The organism is Campylobacter sp. RM10537 (assembly GCF_022369435.1).
Classification (GTDB): Bacteria; Campylobacterota; Campylobacteria; order Campylobacterales; family Campylobacteraceae; genus Campylobacter_D; species Campylobacter_D molothri.
This window is the reverse complement of sequence record NZ_CP059597.1, coordinates 368,346-384,240: the sequence shown is the minus strand read 5'-3', so window position 1 is coordinate 384,240 and position 15,895 is coordinate 368,346. Positions and strand designations below refer to the sequence as shown.

15 protein-coding genes are annotated in these 15,895 nt (G+C 26.3%); 5 read left to right on the top strand and 10 right to left on the bottom strand.

The features are described from left to right. Positions 1–2: 2 nt before the first annotated feature. The gene (locus CMOL_RS01955) at positions 3–968 is read left to right on the top strand and encodes a DNA polymerase III subunit delta (RefSeq protein ID WP_239820511.1); all 966 of its coding nucleotides are present in this window, start codon (positions 3–5) and stop codon (positions 966–968) included. Here CMOL_RS01955 and CMOL_RS01950 read toward each other — a convergent pair whose 3' ends face one another. The 9 genes from CMOL_RS01950 to CMOL_RS01910 all read right to left on the bottom strand — a co-directional run bounded on the left by CMOL_RS01950 (position 969) and on the right by CMOL_RS01910 (position 10,126). Continuing rightward, positions 969–1,313 (bottom strand): hydrogenase maturation nickel metallochaperone HypA/HybF, encoded by a 345-nt coding sequence (locus tag CMOL_RS01950; RefSeq protein ID WP_239820510.1) that lies wholly within the window; start codon positions 1,311–1,313, stop codon positions 969–971. It lies immediately after the preceding gene. Beyond that, positions 1,313–2,287: a hydrogenase expression/formation protein HypE gene (gene hypE / locus CMOL_RS01945; RefSeq protein ID WP_239820509.1), complete on the bottom strand. Its 975-nt coding sequence runs from the start codon at positions 2,285–2,287 to the stop codon at positions 1,313–1,315. Before hypE ends, CMOL_RS01950 begins: the two co-directional genes overlap by 1 nt. Next, positions 2,284–3,375 (bottom strand): hydrogenase formation protein HypD, encoded by a 1,092-nt coding sequence (gene hypD / locus CMOL_RS01940; protein WP_239820508.1) that lies wholly within the window; start codon positions 3,373–3,375, stop codon positions 2,284–2,286. The genes hypE and hypD overlap by 4 nt, the downstream gene beginning before the upstream one ends. Continuing rightward, positions 3,359–3,640, bottom strand: a complete 282-nt coding sequence (locus CMOL_RS01935; RefSeq protein ID WP_200283283.1) for a HypC/HybG/HupF family hydrogenase formation chaperone — start codon at positions 3,638–3,640, stop codon at positions 3,359–3,361. The genes hypD and CMOL_RS01935 overlap by 17 nt, the downstream gene beginning before the upstream one ends. After that, positions 3,640–4,374 (bottom strand): hydrogenase nickel incorporation protein HypB, encoded by a 735-nt coding sequence (gene hypB / locus CMOL_RS01930; protein WP_200283280.1) that lies wholly within the window; start codon positions 4,372–4,374, stop codon positions 3,640–3,642. The genes CMOL_RS01935 and hypB overlap by 1 nt, the downstream gene beginning before the upstream one ends. A 72-nt stretch (positions 4,375–4,446) precedes the next feature. Continuing rightward, a complete protein-coding gene (gene hypF / locus CMOL_RS01925) occupies positions 4,447–6,633 on the bottom strand; it encodes a carbamoyltransferase HypF (RefSeq protein ID WP_239820507.1) in 2,187 nt (728 codons plus the stop codon). Next, positions 6,614–8,134 (bottom strand): hypothetical protein, encoded by a 1,521-nt coding sequence (locus CMOL_RS01920; RefSeq protein ID WP_239820506.1) that lies wholly within the window; start codon positions 8,132–8,134, stop codon positions 6,614–6,616. The genes hypF and CMOL_RS01920 overlap by 20 nt, the downstream gene beginning before the upstream one ends. 52 nt (positions 8,135–8,186) lie before the next feature. Continuing rightward, entirely contained in the window at positions 8,187–8,834 is a 648-nt protein-coding gene (locus CMOL_RS01915) for a M48 family metallopeptidase (RefSeq protein ID WP_239820505.1), read from the bottom strand. Next, positions 8,810–10,126, bottom strand: coding sequence for an MATE family efflux transporter (locus CMOL_RS01910; RefSeq protein WP_239820504.1), 1,317 nt, complete (start codon positions 10,124–10,126; stop codon positions 8,810–8,812). Before CMOL_RS01910 ends, CMOL_RS01915 begins: the two co-directional genes overlap by 25 nt. A 164-nt stretch (positions 10,127–10,290) precedes the next feature. On the opposite strand from CMOL_RS01910, the gene ftnA reads away from it, so the two are divergent. From ftnA to CMOL_RS01890, 4 genes are read left to right on the top strand one after another with little or no spacing between them, the layout of a single operon-like run. Next, complete coding sequence (gene ftnA / locus CMOL_RS01905) at positions 10,291–10,788, top strand: non-heme ferritin (RefSeq protein WP_200283263.1); 498 nt, start codon at positions 10,291–10,293, stop codon at positions 10,786–10,788. A gap of 39 nt (positions 10,789–10,827) precedes the next feature. Beyond that, positions 10,828–12,204 carry an MBOAT family O-acyltransferase gene (locus CMOL_RS01900; RefSeq protein WP_239820503.1) on the top strand — a complete coding sequence of 459 codons (1,377 nt, stop codon included), beginning with the start codon at positions 10,828–10,830 and terminating at the stop codon, positions 12,202–12,204. After that, a complete protein-coding gene (locus CMOL_RS01895) occupies positions 12,204–13,208 on the top strand; it encodes an SGNH/GDSL hydrolase family protein (protein WP_239820502.1) in 1,005 nt (334 codons plus the stop codon). Before CMOL_RS01900 ends, CMOL_RS01895 begins: the two co-directional genes overlap by 1 nt. Next, positions 13,195–14,361, top strand: a complete 1,167-nt coding sequence (locus CMOL_RS01890) for a GDSL-type esterase/lipase family protein (RefSeq protein ID WP_239820501.1) — start codon at positions 13,195–13,197, stop codon at positions 14,359–14,361. Before CMOL_RS01895 ends, CMOL_RS01890 begins: the two co-directional genes overlap by 14 nt. A 184-nt stretch (positions 14,362–14,545) precedes the next feature. Here CMOL_RS01890 and CMOL_RS01885 read toward each other — a convergent pair whose 3' ends face one another. After that, complete coding sequence (locus CMOL_RS01885; RefSeq protein WP_239820500.1) at positions 14,546–15,895, bottom strand: TolC family protein; 1,350 nt, start codon at positions 15,893–15,895, stop codon at positions 14,546–14,548.

The following is a 15,895-nucleotide window of genomic DNA, read 5'->3' as shown; positions in this document are numbered from 1 at the left end:
AAATGTATAGAAAAGAACTGCAAACACTACTTTTGAAAAATAATTTTCCTAATATTTTCTTTTTATATGGAGCTGACAACTTTCAAATAGAATTATATGCCAATTTTATTAAAAAAAAATGGACTTATGATGAAAATTTAAAATTGTTTTTTGAAGAATATCATTTTAATCAAGCTAGTGATTTTTTAAGCGGAGGATCTCTTTTTAGTAATAATAAGCTTTTAGAATTAAAAATCAATAAAAAAATTCCCGCAAAAGAATTAAAAACTCTAGTAGAACTCTGTCACAATAATCAAAATAATTTTTTTCTTTTAGAATTTTATGATGAAAGTTCCAAACAAAGCGATATAGAAAAAATTTTTGGAAATAATTTTGCACGATTTTTTCAACCTAATAATGCAAAAGAAGGTATAGAACTTTTAGCTATAAAGGCAAAAGAACTTAATATAGAAATTACCCAAAATGCCTTATTTATGCTATTTACAAATTTTAATGAAAATCTATACTTAGCAGCAAGCGAATTAAACAAATTTACAAATTTAACCGTAAGCGAACAAGATATAGATCAATACTGCCATAGCCTTAGTTCTGGAAGTTTTGAAAATTTTTTTGAACTAATTTTGAAAAAATTAGATTTTAAAAACGAGCTTGAAAAAATTATAGAAAATTATAATGAAATTGCATTGCTTAATTATCTAAGCGCTGCTTTTTATCGTCTTTTTAAAATCGCCATTTATGCAAAAATTTATGGAAAAGTAGATTTGAAAGAATTATTAGGTTATTCCCCTCCTCCTTTAATCGCACAAAAATTAAGCCAGCAGGCTTTTAGCATCAAAATAGAACAATATAAAAATATTTTTACCTTATTGCTTAAAAGCGAACATGAATTAAAAACTAATTCTAAACTCGCCAAAAAAGAATTTTTGATTTCAAATTTATTAGAGCTTGGAAGAATTATAAAAATATAATCATTGCATTATTAATCGCATTAAATGCAAATCTTCACCCTGTATAATCTTATAATCAATACTTGAGCAACATGGGCACTTAAAAATATTTTCTTTTAAAATACTTTTTTGATCACACTTTAAACATAAGATCTCAAGTGGAGTAATTTCTATAAAAAGTTTTGCATTTTTGCAAAATTGAGAATTTTCTTTAAATGTTTCAAAACAACGCTTAAAAAGATCTACTTCAACCCCACTTAAACGTCCAATATTTATATAAATTTCTTGTATATCTTTAGCATTATTGGCTAAAGCATTTTCTTCACACAGATCAATTAAAGATTCTACAATACTAAGTTCGTGCATTAGCAAATTCTTGGCAAAAGTTCACCTTTTGGAACTTCTAAAAAACGCTTTGCTCCAAAAGAATTTTGCAAAATCACACGAGATGCTTTTTCCTTTAAAACTTCCCCTATAATATTTGCATTTTTGTTATACTTTCTTAAAATTTCTAAAGCTTTTTGTTCGTCTTCCTTTTCTACACAAAGAACAAAAGTGCCTTCATTTGCAAGCTCATATGCTTCATAACCAAAAAGTTCACAAAGCCCTAAAACTTCATCTTGTATGATAATTTTTTCTTCAAAAATTAAAAAATCATTTCCACTTTGCTTTGCCCATTCATTTAAAACCGCACTTAAACCCCCTCTGGTTGCATCACGCATAGCTATAACTTTTACATTATTTTCTAAAAGCTCTAAAACCTCTTTATTTAAAATCTTACAATCGCTTTTTATATCAGCTTCTAATTGATTTCTTTTGATTAAAACACTCGCACCGTGTCTGCCAATATCACCAGAAACTAAGACACTGAGTCCTGCTTTTATATTTTTAGTTTCTTTTTTAGCAATGATTTCTCCTAAGGCTGTAGTATTAATATAAATTTCATCACCTTTGCCTTTTGGGACCACTTTAGTATCGCCACATACAACTAAAACCCCAGCTTTAAAACACTCTTTTTGTATGCTTTGTAAAATTTTATTGAGTTTTTTTATCTTAAAACCTTCTTCTAAAATAAAAGCTAAACTAAGATATTTTGGCTTAGCTCCAACCATTAAAATATCATTTATCGAACCACAAACGCAAAGCTTACCTATATTTATCTCATCATCTAAAAATATAGGATTTAACACAAAAGAATCTGTGCTAAAAGCTATATTTCCCAAAATTGCAGCATCATTTGCAGCATTTAAAATATCATTATTAAAAATTTTAAAAATTCCATCTAAAAGCTCATTCATTTCTTCTCCGCCACCACCATGAGCTAAAGAAATATTTTTCATACATTTACCTTTGAATATCTATAATAAGCAGCACATGCTCCTTCACTTGAAACCATGCAACTGCCTATAGGGTTTCTTGGAGTACAAGCTTTAGCAAAAACTTTACAATCATAAGGTTTAGCTAGGCCTCTTAAAATTTTCCCACAAATACAAGCTTTGTTTTCATTTTTACTTAAAACCATACAATCAAATTGCTTACTTGCATCAAAATCACCAAATTCCTCTCTTAATTTTAAGCCACCATTTTTAATAACTCCTAAGCCACGAAATTCAAAATCACAAGGTTCAAAATATTTTGCAACTAAATTTTGTGCTTTAATATTGCCTTTTTTACTTACAGCTCTTTTGTATTGATTGTATACTTCAAATGTTCCTTTATTACTTTGTCTTACTATATTTAAAATACTCTCCATAATATCTACTGGTTCAAAACCACTCACTGCTATAGGGGTTTTATGTTTAGCTGCTATAGGTTTATAAATTTCAAAACCTGTTATCACACTAACATGAGAAGGTCCTAAAAAAGCATTGATTTGTACATTTTCATCATCCATAATTGCTTCAATAGGCGCTGGAACGGTAATATGATTGATATGAAAAAAAATATTTTTCAAATTTAACTCTATCACCTTTTCAAGCAAAAGAGCACTCATAGGAGTTGTTGTTTCAAAACCTATAGCAAAAAAAATGATATTTTTATTTGGATTTTCCTTAGCAATTTCTAAAATTTCAAGCGGAGAATAAAGTGCTCTAATATCAGCTCCTTTTGCTCTTAGATCAATTAAAGAAAAATCACTCCCTGGCACTCTTAAAAGATCACCTAGTGTGCAAAAAATATTATCCTTCATAGAAGCTAATTTAATAGCTATATCAATACGATTTCTAGGCATAACACATACAGGACAACCTGGTCCGTGAATAAAATTAATCTCTTTAGGTAAAATAGAAGGCAAGGCATATTTCATAATACTGTGGGTATGTCCGCCACAAATTTCCATAATATTAATAGGGTTTTTAATCTCTTTTTCTATCAATTTTTTTAAGGCTAAAATACTTTGTTTATCTCTAAATTCATCGATTAAATTCATTTAAACCCAAATCCCCTTCATTGGTATTAATTTCTCCACTATTCATTTTATCTACAATTTCTCTATAAGTTTTTATACTCTCCAAAGCAGATTCTTTATCGATTTTTTCCATAGCAACACCTACATGTATTAAAACAAAATCTCCCTTTTGCAAGGGTTCATCAATCAAATCTAAATTCACTTTTCTTTTAACACCTAAGGTTTGCACGATGGCATTGTTTAATTCATCGATTTCTAAAATTTCAGATGGAATAGATAAACACATTAAAAAAGCTCCTTTTTTAGTCTTAAAAATTTATACCAAAGTTCCATATTGCTTCCATTTTTAGCATCTAAAACTATAATATCTGCTTTTGGATTTAATTCTTTAATCAATTTGCTTGCTTCCTTGATATCAAAATCAAAATGATGTGCTAAATCAGCTTTACTAATAAGCACAACATCAGCTTTTTTAAACATAACTGGATATTTTTGTGGCTTATCACTTCCTTCGGTAACTGAAAGTAAAACAATATTTAAATGTTCTCCTAAATCATAGCTTGCAGGGCAAACTAAATTACCTACATTTTCTATAAAAAGTAAATCTATATCATTAATCGCTAAGTGATGCAAAGCTTCATGCACCATAAAAGCATCTAAATGGCAACTTTGTCCTGTAGTAATTTGGTATGCTTTAGCACCAATATTTTTAATTCTTTGTGCGTCATTATTGGTTTCTAGATCCCCCTCAATGACTGCAATTTTTATCTCATCTTTTAAAGCTTTAATTGTATTTTCTAAAAGAGTGGTTTTGCCACTTCCTGGAGAACTCATTAAATTAATACAAAGTGTATGTGATTCATTAAAATGATTTCTATTATGCAAGGCTTGTTCATCATTTTTACTTAAAATTTTAGAAATTACCTCTACAGTCTTACTCTCTTTTAAACTTGGATTTTCATGATGATGAAAAAAAGAGTCCTCTTTAGAATTTATCGAACAACCACAATCTTTACACATTTTCATTCCTTAAAAATTAAATAATTATTTCATTGTATCCTTAAAAGCATTAAATTTTAATGAGTTTTTGGGTTAATTTTTATTTAAAAAATGTATCATTTGCCCTAAAGCTATTGAGCTATCATTACAAGGATATTTTAAAGGCACAAAAAAATCTAAATTTTTAGCTTTTAGAATTTCAAGTAAAGTTTTATTTTGAAAAACTCCACCACTAAGCAATACTTTAAAATTATAATTTTGACTATATTTTATAATGAAATCAGCCAAGCCATTAAGCATACCTGTAATAGCTTTACTTTTTTCATCTCTTAAAGCCCCCAAAATCAATTCTTTAAAATTAATTTTGCCATTTTCAACATAAAGTTTATAAGAAAAATTTAAATCTCTTTGATAAAAACTTTCACACATAAGACCAATTTGTGCTTCATAAGAACTTTGATCTAAGTCAAAAACAATAGCACCAAAAGCATCGATAATACGTCCTAAAGAGCTTGTTTTAAGAGTAGAATTAGTATAAATTTTTTTAAGATTTTCAAGTTTAACTTTTGAAATTTTATCTAAAAAATCTTGAGCTAAATTTTCTAAATTATAATGCCAAATTACACTTAAAGCCAAATTATATATATTTTTTATATCAGCATTAATCAATTTAAAATCATCAAAATGAGCAATTCTTTCATATTCTTTTAAATTAGCTATAAAAATCTCTCCACCCCAAATACTGCCATCATCACCATAACCCGTTCCATCCCAAATAAAACCTAAAGCCTTCTCATCTTTGATAAATTCTTCTTGGTATTCAAAATAAGCTGCACAAAAATGTGCATAATGATGTTGAATTTTAATTGTTTGCTTAAAGTCTTTTGTATATAAAAAATGAGGATGTTTATCACAAAGTATAGTATCAAATTTTAAATCATAACTTTTTTTAAAAAAATCCAAAAGCCTTAAAAATCTTTCATAAGTATCAACACTTTTTAAATCTCCTATATAAGGGGAGATTAATATTTTATTTTGATAAAAAATCACAAATTCATTTTTAAGCTCTGATCCTAAAGCTAGATAAGTTTGATTGAAATTTAAATTTGTTTCTATATAATAAGGATTTAAGCCCCTTGAAGTACGTAAAAACATAGCTTGATTATTTATTAATTGAGCGATACTATCGTCACTAGAGTTAAAAATCGCTCTATCATAGTCTAAATAATAATCAAAAACTCTATCAAGTTTAAATCTTAAATTATCCTCATCTTTAATAATACTTTCGCCACTTAAATTTGCACTTGTTGCTACAAGAATACCTTTAAAATATTCAAAAATCAAAAGATGCAAAGGGGTATAAGCCATCATAATACCTATTTTATCAATATCTGGAGCAATTAAATCAAAGTTCTTTTTCGCTTTTAAAATTACAATAGGCGCTAATGAGCTACCTATCAATCTTTCCTCTTCGTCGCTTAAAAATGCAAGTTTTTTAATATCTTTAATATCCTTACACATTAAAGCAAAAGGTTTTTTAGGACGGTTTTTTCTTATTCTTAATTCTTTTAAAGCTTTTTCATTAAAAGCATCACACATTAAATGAAATCCGCCCATTCCCTTAATAGCAAGAATATTTCCTTGTTTTAAAAGTTTTGCACATTCTATAAAAGCATTTTCATCCGTAAATAAAATTTCACCTTGCTTGTTTTTTAAATACACTGAAATTTTGCATTTAGAACAACTAATAGGTTGAGCATGAAAGCGGCGATTTGAAGGATTTTTATATTCTTTCTCACAAAAATCACACATCTTAAATTTATCCATCGTAGTATTATCTCTATCATAGGGTAAATTTTTTATGATGCTAAAACGAGGTCCACAGTGAGTACAAGTGATAAAAGGATAATGAAAACGCTTATTGTTTAAGTCATAAAATTCATTTTTGCATTCTTGACATAAAGCAAAATCGCTTAATATAGGGGTTGTTTTTATACTTTGTTTTGAAGAAGCGATGCAAAAGTTATGATAAACTTTTGGCCTACATTTTAAAATTTCAATTTTGTCTATTCTTGCAAGAGGAGGATGGTTACTTTTTAATTGCTCTATAAATTCCAAACATTTTTTATAAGAGCAAGAAAGTAAAATTTCTACCCCAAAACCATCATTTTTTACTTCTCCTAAAAGTTGAAGTTTTAAAGCTATTTCATATATAAAAGGGCGAAATCCTACACCTTGGACCAAGCCTGAAATTTTGATTTTAAATCCTAAGTGGCGCATCGCTTAGTTTGCAATCTTTTAAATGTTTTAAAGTATTTTTAAGTAGAGATTTATGTTCAAATAAAGCACCGCTAACAATAGCTATTTCAGCTTGTCTTTTTGATCTTAATTCATCATATATATCACGTAAAAAATAACTTAAACTCTCAACAATCCCATAAGCAATATTAACACTATCAACCCCAGCAAGCATAAAACTCATAACAGATCGCAAAGTTCTTACATGGTCAAAACTTTTATCTTTTTTTAAACGATAATCTATTTTCACTCCACGTGGCATTTTACTTTCATCAGCCATTTTTAAGAGTTTTTCTCCAGCACTATAAATTTCTTTATCTAAGTTTAAAATTCTACCTAAAATACAAAATAAAGAATAAAAATTATTTTTTAAGGTAAAATCTTCATCTAAAAGTGGAAATTCTTTTGAGAAATTAGATAAAAGCTTAGCACCAATCTCATCTTTTTCAATTTCCTCATAAAGCTTTTTAAAACTTTTAGGCAAATCAAGTTTTAATAAATTTAGCTCCTTATTAATAAGCAAAATATCGTCATATTTTTTACTTAATTCTAAAAGAAAAACTTCTTGTTTAAAACTACTTAAAATGTAAGAAATTCTAGCCATATTTTTATCTTCTTTGGAAAAAATAAGTTCTCTTGCTTTACGATCTATAAATTCTAAACCTTGCAAAATTACAACTTTTTCATCTAAATTCATCACTTCAAAATCTTCTTCTTTTTCATCAATTTTTAAAACACTCAAAAAAGAAAAATCCTGTTTATAAAGCTGATAACATAAAGCAAATATGAAAAGATCTTGTGCTAAAACTAATTTAAAATCACTAAATTTTAAATTATATTTTTTTCTAAATATGGCATTTAATCTTAATTTAATTAAAGGTTTCTCTAAGCTTGCAAGAAGTTTTAAATTTTCTTGAGAACAAACAAAAATCGTCTGTATGGTTTTTATATCACAGGGTATCAAAAAATCGCATTCAAAATTCTCATTAAAGAGGCTGATTTTATAACTTCCTTTATGATTTTTTAAGTAAATTTCTTCTTTATTAACCAATTTTTCAAGAGCTTTTTGTAAAAATGTATCAAAATTGACCTGATTTATTTTTTCAAAATACAGTCCATCGAGTGAAATTTCATTCTCGCAAAATACACCCCATTCGTTATTCGAAAGCTCTTTTTTTTCCACATATGCACTAGAATTTAAATGAGTAAGATAGAAAAACTTTTCACAATAATCAAAACTTTGATTAAAATCATTTAATCTTTCAGTTATCCTTACATCAAATTTTTTCAAAAAAACACTATTGCTTATACCTTTTAGATTTTCACAAAAATCAGATAATTCTTTTTCATCGCCTTCTATTTGCAATAAAATCTTATTTTTTTTTCGATTTAAACTATATTTATAATTCTTAGCATAAAAATTTAAAAGATAAGTAAAATAATCATTATTTCCAAAATACTCAAATTCAAATTCTAAAATCAATTTTCATCCTTCAAATATAAAAAATTATATCAAAAAAAATCAATCTTATTTATCAAAGTTTAAATTCTTTTTCCCTTACTCTAAAATCTTTCATGTAAAATGCTAAAAAATTATAAAAATCTTGACTATGATTGGGATATTTTAAATGGGCTATTTCATGTAAAATAACATATTCTATAGCTTTTAAACTTTTTTCTAAAAGCTTTAAATTTAAATTAATATAACCTTTTTTATGATTACAAGAACCCCAACGTGTTTTCATTTTCTTAATACTTAAATGTGTATAATTAAGCTTGGTCCTTTGAGTCCATTTTTTAAGATAAAAAAGAAAAATAATTTTAGAATTTTTTCTTAAAAAAGACTCAAATTCTATTCTAGAAGGAGTATGAATTTCGGTTTTTAAAATTTTTGTTTTAAAAAGGTTTTCTTTTAAAACTAATCGATATTTTTTACCTAAAAAATAAACTTGATCCGCTTCATTAGTTTTATTTTTAAAATTAAGCCACGTTTTTTTAATCCAATCTTCATGCTTGATTAAAAATTTTTCAATATCGTCTAAAGTGTAAAAATAAGGCAAACTTAAATAAAATTTACCCTTTTCATTTAATCTTAAATATACATTTTTAATGGATTTTTTTTGATAAAAAAATACCCAATTATTCCAAGAAAATTCCTTTATATTACAGCTTTTCCTTGCCATTTTTTACTCTTCCATCTATAGGCATTAACAAGTCCTCTTAAAGATTCATCTGCACAATAACCTATCCAAATTCCTAAAATTCCAAGGTTGCAATAAAAACAAAGTATATATCCTACAGGTAAAGACACTCCTAACATAAATATCATACCGCTAAAAAATGGAAATTTAGCATCTCCACTTGCTCTTAAAGCATTGACCATTACTATATTAAAAGTTCTTGAAATTTCAAGAAAAATAGAAAGAGTAAATAAAGGGAGCATAATTTCTCTAAGATCTTCTTTTAAATCTAAAAGATTCATAGTAACATCTTTTAAAAAATAATGGCACAGCACGACTACAATCGTAACCATAACGCTAAAATAAAGCGCCTTCCAAGTATGCTTATAAGCTATATTTTCGTATTTTGCGCCAACTAATTTTCCTATAATAATCTCATTAGCAACACTCATAGCAATTCCCACCATCATAATAAATAAAGACAATTGAAAATAAATCGTTTGAACGCTAAGATTTTCTTTTCCAAGACTAGCCACAAAACTAAAACTAATAATATATTGACTAATCCAAATTAGATTTTCTCCCGCGGAAAAACCTCCTATGCTAAAAACTTTTTTTAACACCTCTTTTTCAAAATTAAGCATTTCTTTTATTTTTAAATGAATTTTAAGCTTATAAGTTATGATTAAAAACATAGCAACTACAGCAACAATTCTTGCTATAATATTGCTAACCCCTACTCCAAAAAGTCCTAGCTCTGTAAAATGAAGCACATAAAAATTTCCAACAACGATAATTAAATTCATCATAATACCCACCATCATAACCCAATAGGCTATATTATAAACTCTCATAATCGCTGATAATATTAAACCAATCGCATCAAAAATAAGACAGATTGCAAGCATATCAAGATAAATTTGACTATCTTTGAGTAATTCTTTAGGTATATTTAAAAGATTGAGCAGAAGTTCACTTTGCCATAAAATAAAACTCCCACAAATCAAACCAAAAAGCAAATTTAAAAACAAACTTTGATGAATCACTTTTCTAGCTAGTATGGTATCTTTAGCTCCAATAGCTTGAGCAATAACGACACTACACCCCACACTTAAAAAACTAAAAATAGTGATAAATAAATCAATAATTTCATTACCAGCTCCCATTGCTCCAACTAAATCATTAGAATAATGAGAGACCATAGCAGTATTAGCAATAATACTTAAAAATCTAAAAAATAAATCCCAAAAAATAGGAATGCTAAGTCTTGATAAAGAAAGTCTTTTTTTTGCCATAAATTGCACCTTAAAAAACTAAAAATTCTATCAAAATATTTCTTAAATTTTTAAAATTGTTTTTATTAAAAAATATAAAATTTCATATTATTTTATTTATTTTTTTGCCAAATTAGGGTATATTTTTCCCATTAAAATAAAAATATATAGACAAAGGAGATCTAATGCTTTCAAAAGAAGTAGTAAGATTACTTAATGAACAAGTTAATAAAGAAATGTATGCGGCTAATTTATATTTAAGCATGAGTTCTTGGTGCTATGAAAATAGCTTTGATGGTGCTGGAGCATTTTTATTTGCTCATGCAAGCGAAGAAAGTGAACATGCAAAAAAACTTATCACTTATCTTAATGAAACAGATTCTCATGTTGAACTTAAAGAAGTTAAGCAACCTGAACAAAATTTTAATTCCTTGCTTGATGTTTTTGAAAAAACATATGCCCATGAACAAAGTATTACAAAATCAATCAATGAACTTGTAGAACATATGCTCGTTAATAAAGATTATTCTACTTTTAATTTTTTACAATGGTATGTAAGTGAACAACACGAAGAAGAAGCGCTTTTCCGTGGTATAGTGGATAAAATCAAACTTATTGGTGAAAATGGAAATGGTTTATATTTGGCCGATCAATATATTAAAAGCATTGCTCTTAAAAAATAGTTTTTATTTAAGATAAAGATCTAAACCAATTTTACATAAATGACTTACTTTTCTTTAGAATTTAGCATTTTGATGATGGCATTTTTTGCCATCTATTGGTTATTTCACGATAATTATAAAATACAAAATATTTTAATTTTAATCTTTTCTTATCTGATTTATTTTCTGTTTAATCCCTATTTTGCTTTAATTTTATTTGTATATACCTTTTTTATACATTATTTTTCTCTACTTATTTTTATTCGAAAAAAACGTTATGTTTTCATGACTTGTATCACCTTTGTTATTTTAAATTTATGTTTTTTTAAATATTTTGCAAGCATTAAGACGAGTTTTGATTCTATTATGGAATTTTTTGGTCTTGATTTTATTAATTTAGATGTTTTATTTCCTATGGGAATTAGTTTTTATACCTTTACTTCGATTACTTATCTTTTAGAAGTTTATAAAAAACGTCGTCTAGAAAGCTTTTTCAATTTGGCCCTATTTTTATCTTTTTTTCCTACCTTGCTTTCAGGTCCAATTATGCGAAGCTCTTTTTTCTTTGAGCAAAGTCATCGTAAACGAGAATTTAAAAATGAAAATTTAATTATTACTTTGTTGATTTTTGGAATTGTAAAAAAAGTCCTTATAGCTAATTATTTAGGTAATTATGCTGAACATATTCTTGATTTTCCACAATCTTATAATTTTATACAGCTTTTAAGTGCTATTTATGCCTATGCTATACAAATTTATTGTGATTTTAGTGGATATATTGATTTAGTATGTGCTTTTTCTTTGATGTTAGGCTTTCATCTTCCTCCAAATTTTAATATGCCTTATTTGTCTAAAAATCTCAAAGAATTTTGGTCAAGATGGCACATTAGCCTTTCAACCTTTATAAAAGATTATATCTATATCCCTTTGGGTGGAAGTAAAAAAGGTAAAACTAGGACTATTTTAAATCTTCTTATTGCTTTTATACTTTCTGGAATGTGGCATGGCAATACTTTAACATTCTTAATTTGGGGTTTATTACACGGTATAGGCGTTGCCTTCTTGCATATATTCGCCTTAACAAAAATAAATTTACAAAAAATTCCAACACTTGGAAGATTTTTAACTTTTCAATTTGTATGCTTTACTTGGATTTTCTTTTATTATAATAAAAGTTTAGATGATGCTATAGAATATTTTAAAGCTTGCTATAATAATTTTTCACAAATTCCAAGCTATCAAGATATTTATATTCTTGCAAGTTTTGGTGTTATTTTTCTTATTTATCCTTTATTTATCAACTTTAGAACTTATTGTGTAAAAATTTTAGATTTAACTCCTTTTTTATTAAAACCCTTTATTATTACTTTTATTTTATTATTGGTATTTACATTTATGCCAGATGGTATTCCTAATTTCATTTATTCGAGTTTTTAATGAAGATAATTAAATTCTTATTTATTCTAATGGCTGTATTTATCTTAGTCATAATTGTTATGAATGAAAGTATTAGTTCATATATAGAACAAAGATATCATCTTAGCTTTTATCCACAAAATACTATTTTAAAAGAAGGTAATAAATTAAAGATAAAATTAGAACAAATTCATACCGTTTTAAGCACAGAAAATACCACTAAAACTACCCATTCTAACTATCAAATTATAAAAGATATTGAAGATGCAAATCTTAGTAACGATACAAAAATAAAAAATCAATCTTTAGTACAAGTGCAACAAGAAGAAAATGCAAGCTCTTTTAAAGATAAAAATTCAACTATTTTAACCGATAATGGAAAATTAACAATTAATCCAAGTAAAGAATTTCTTTTTATTGGCGATTCATTAATGCAAGGGGTCGCAATCAATCTTAACAAAAATTTAAATATTTTAGGCATCAAATCAGAAGATTTAAGTAGGCAAAATACAGGACTTTCTTATAAATCTTATTTTAATTGGGCAAAAACCATAGAAGATGCATTTTTATCAAATTCAAATATCAAATATCTTGTCATTTTATTAGGCCCAAATGATCCTTGGGACATTAAAAAAGGTAAAAATTATCTTCGTTTTGGCTCTTCGGCTTGGAAAGAATTTTATAAGACTAGAGTAGATGAGATTATACAAATAGCTCAAAAATATCAAGTTAAAATTTTATGGTTTGAAGTTCCACCGATGAAAAAAGATAGTCTTAATGATAAAATTCAAATTTTAAATGAAATTTATCGTCAAGAAGTTCTTAAAAATAAAGAAATTTTTATTGATACAAAATCATCTTTTACTCTCAATAATCAATATTCTACTTATATTAAAAATGAAAACAATAAAACCATAAAAGTAAGAACTGATGATGGTATTCATTTTACAATGAATGGTGCCAAGATCATGTCTAAACTTTTGCTAAATCATTTAATTATTAAGGATCAAAATGTTAGCGAATAAAATAAAATTATTTTTATTTTTATTTTTATTCACTAATTTATTTGCTTTTGCCAATGATCCTATAGATAAAATTCTTATACAAAGTAAAAATCACTCTGCTCTAACAAGTTATGTTCTAAAAAAAGATTTAAAAAGATTTGAAAAAAAACTAAAAAGTCAAAACAATCTAGGCATTAGAATTTTTGGAGATTCTCATATCGCAGCCGATTTTTTTCCAAGAGTACTTAGGGGATATCTTATAAAATCAAACTCTATAGGATTTGCCCATGCTCTTCAGCCCAAATATCAACAAAATTTAAATCTTAAATATTCTTATAAAAATTTTGAAATTTTAAATTCTAAAAATCCAAAAAATATAAAACTAAATTTCCCATTAGGCGGTATCATAGCAAAAGCTAAAGACAAAAATGCAAAAATTAATATCGATACGACTTTAAACAAAAAAAAATTTGAAATAGGTTTTTTATTTAAAGCCAAAGATGATAATAATGCCTTTAATATCAAAGACGCACAAGGTAAAAATTTCAAATTACGTTCTTTTCAAAGCAATAAATGGTCATATAAAAAACTTGAAGCAACTTTCCCTTTAGAAATAACAGCTTTACAAAAAAATGCTGAACTTGGAGGATATTTTATAACTAATAAAAATGATAACAATTTCTTAGATACTGTCGCCATAAATGGTGCAAAAAGTGATATTTGGCTTTCTTGGAATCCTTTAGTAGTTAAAAATGAATTAAAACTTTTACATAATGATCTAATCATACTTTCCTACGGATCAAATGATGCACTTTTTCAAGGTTTTGAAAAACAAAAATTTAAAAACAATCTTAAACATTGGATAGAAATACTTAAAAGCTATAATAAAAATACTATTATTATGCTAATATCTCCCCCTATTGTAACCTATAAAAAAAATCGAACTTATGAATTAGCACCTAATTTTTTTGCCGTAAGAGAAGCACTCTATGAGGTTGCAAAAGAAGAAAAAACCCTCATTTTCGACATGTATAAATTTATGCAAGATACAGGGGGTAAAGATAAATGGATTAAGCAAAAACTCTCCTTAAAAGATGTTCATTTAACTATAAAAGGTTATGACTTAATGGCTAAAAAAATGCTAGAAGATCTAAAACAATATATCCGTTATTAAATTGTTTCTTTAAAAAAATAATAAAAAAATTTATTTATTGAAGAATGCATCTAAACAATCCCAACCTATATTTTTCTAAAATTCTCATCTTCGTTAACAATAGTTTTGTTAGTTTTATTTTCATCTTGCTTAATTCCATTTCTTTGTTAATTATTTAGCTATAGATTTTTATTATCAAGATAAATTAAAAAGGAATTTCCCCTATAGCAGTAATTTGATAATATAAATTAATGATTTTATAAAGATTAAATTTTGCTCTTAAAAGTTCTTCTTCGCTGGAATTTAAAGCATTAGAGGCATCTAAATAATCTTTTAATTCACTTTTTCCTAAATTATACTTTTCATAATAAGCATTTTTGATTAATTTTTGTTTTGCATTAATAATTTCTAAATTTTTTAAAAGTGAAATATTGCTTTGGTAATCCTTATAATTGAGTTCATATTCATTGATTGCACTTTGCAAAATTTGCTCGTATTCTACTAAAAGCTTATCGTATTCAAATTCCGAAATTTTAATATTTTGACGCACTCTACCATAATCAAGAAAAGGAAGAGAAATTTTAATATTTCCGCTTAATATTTCAAATTTAAAACTATCGTTAAAATTTTCATCACTACCATTTAAAATTCCACCCAAGGAAATATTTGGCAATATAGATTTTTGCATGGAAGTATAATCTTTAAAAGCAGACTTTAGATTGTTAATCTTAGCTTGCACATCCGGACGATAAGCAAGTGTTTTTAAAGGAATGTTAAATTTGGGTTTTAATTCTTTAAAATCAGATAAAGACAAGGTTTTAAAATATTCTATATAAGAAAATCCCTCTTTTTTGCCCAATAAATCTTGCAAATTTTTAATTAATAAATTTCTATTTTGTTCATTACTTAAAAGATTTTGCTTAGCTTTTAAAGTATTTTGCTCCAAATTAAGTAAATCAAGTTCTTCTATCTTTCCAAGCTTATATTTATAAGTATAAAGTTCTTTCATTTGAGTTAGATTTTGAAAATATTGCTCAAGTAAATTTTGCATATCATTAAAATAAGCAAGTTCAAAAACATCATTTAAAGCTGTATTAACCATACTGATTTTTAAATTTTGCAAATCATATTCACTTGCTTTTGCACTAAATTCACTTGCTTTTGCACTATCTCTTATCTTTCCATAAATATCCAGTTCATAACTTAAATTTAAGGCATTATTAAAATTTTTACTCTCTAATCCTGAATTTAAATTTTTGTTCTTTGTAAAATCTAAATTACCGCTTAAACTTGGATATAAATCATAATCAATCAAATCAGCTCTAGCTAAAGCACTTAATAAATTTAAGCTCGCTACCTTAACATCGCTATTGTTTTTCAAAACATAATTTATAAATTCATTTAAATGCTTATTGTCGTAAGCTTTATACCATTCATAGCTTATATTTAAATCTTTTAAATCGTTCTGTTTTATTAAAGGTTCTTTAGGTAAAACCAATTTTGTTCCACAAGCTGTTATGAAAAAACCAATTAAAAAACTGATGAAGATTTTCAT

What these genes read in the sequence shown, in the direction of transcription:
- CMOL_RS01935 (WP_200283283.1), bottom strand. Translation starts at nt 3,640, where the DNA reads ATGTGTTTATCTATTCCATCTGAAATTTTAGAAATCGATGAATTAAAC.
- CMOL_RS01890 (WP_239820501.1), top strand. Translation starts at nt 13,195, where the DNA reads ATGTTAGCGAATAAAATAAAATTATTTTTATTTTTATTTTTATTCACT.
- CMOL_RS01895 (WP_239820502.1), top strand. Translation starts at nt 12,204, where the DNA reads ATGAAGATAATTAAATTCTTATTTATTCTAATGGCTGTATTTATCTTA.
- hypE (WP_239820509.1), bottom strand. Translation starts at nt 2,287, where the DNA reads ATGAAAAATATTTCTTTAGCTCATGGTGGTGGCGGAGAAGAAATGAAT.
- CMOL_RS01910 (WP_239820504.1), bottom strand. Translation starts at nt 10,126, where the DNA reads ATGGCAAAAAAAAGACTTTCTTTATCAAGACTTAGCATTCCTATTTTT.
- ftnA (WP_200283263.1), top strand. Translation starts at nt 10,291, where the DNA reads ATGCTTTCAAAAGAAGTAGTAAGATTACTTAATGAACAAGTTAATAAA.
- CMOL_RS01915 (WP_239820505.1), bottom strand. Translation starts at nt 8,834, where the DNA reads ATGGCAAGGAAAAGCTGTAATATAAAGGAATTTTCTTGGAATAATTGG.
- hypB (WP_200283280.1), bottom strand. Translation starts at nt 4,374, where the DNA reads ATGTGTAAAGATTGTGGTTGTTCGATAAATTCTAAAGAGGACTCTTTT.
- hypD (WP_239820508.1), bottom strand. Translation starts at nt 3,375, where the DNA reads ATGAATTTAATCGATGAATTTAGAGATAAACAAAGTATTTTAGCCTTA.
- CMOL_RS01885 (WP_239820500.1), bottom strand. Translation starts at nt 15,895, where the DNA reads ATGAAAATCTTCATCAGTTTTTTAATTGGTTTTTTCATAACAGCTTGT.
- CMOL_RS01900 (WP_239820503.1), top strand. Translation starts at nt 10,828, where the DNA reads ATGACTTACTTTTCTTTAGAATTTAGCATTTTGATGATGGCATTTTTT.
- CMOL_RS01950 (WP_239820510.1), bottom strand. Translation starts at nt 1,313, where the DNA reads ATGCACGAACTTAGTATTGTAGAATCTTTAATTGATCTGTGTGAAGAA.
- CMOL_RS01955 (WP_239820511.1), top strand. Translation starts at nt 3, where the DNA reads ATGTATAGAAAAGAACTGCAAACACTACTTTTGAAAAATAATTTTCCT.
- hypF (WP_239820507.1), bottom strand. Translation starts at nt 6,633, where the DNA reads ATGCGCCACTTAGGATTTAAAATCAAAATTTCAGGCTTGGTCCAAGGT.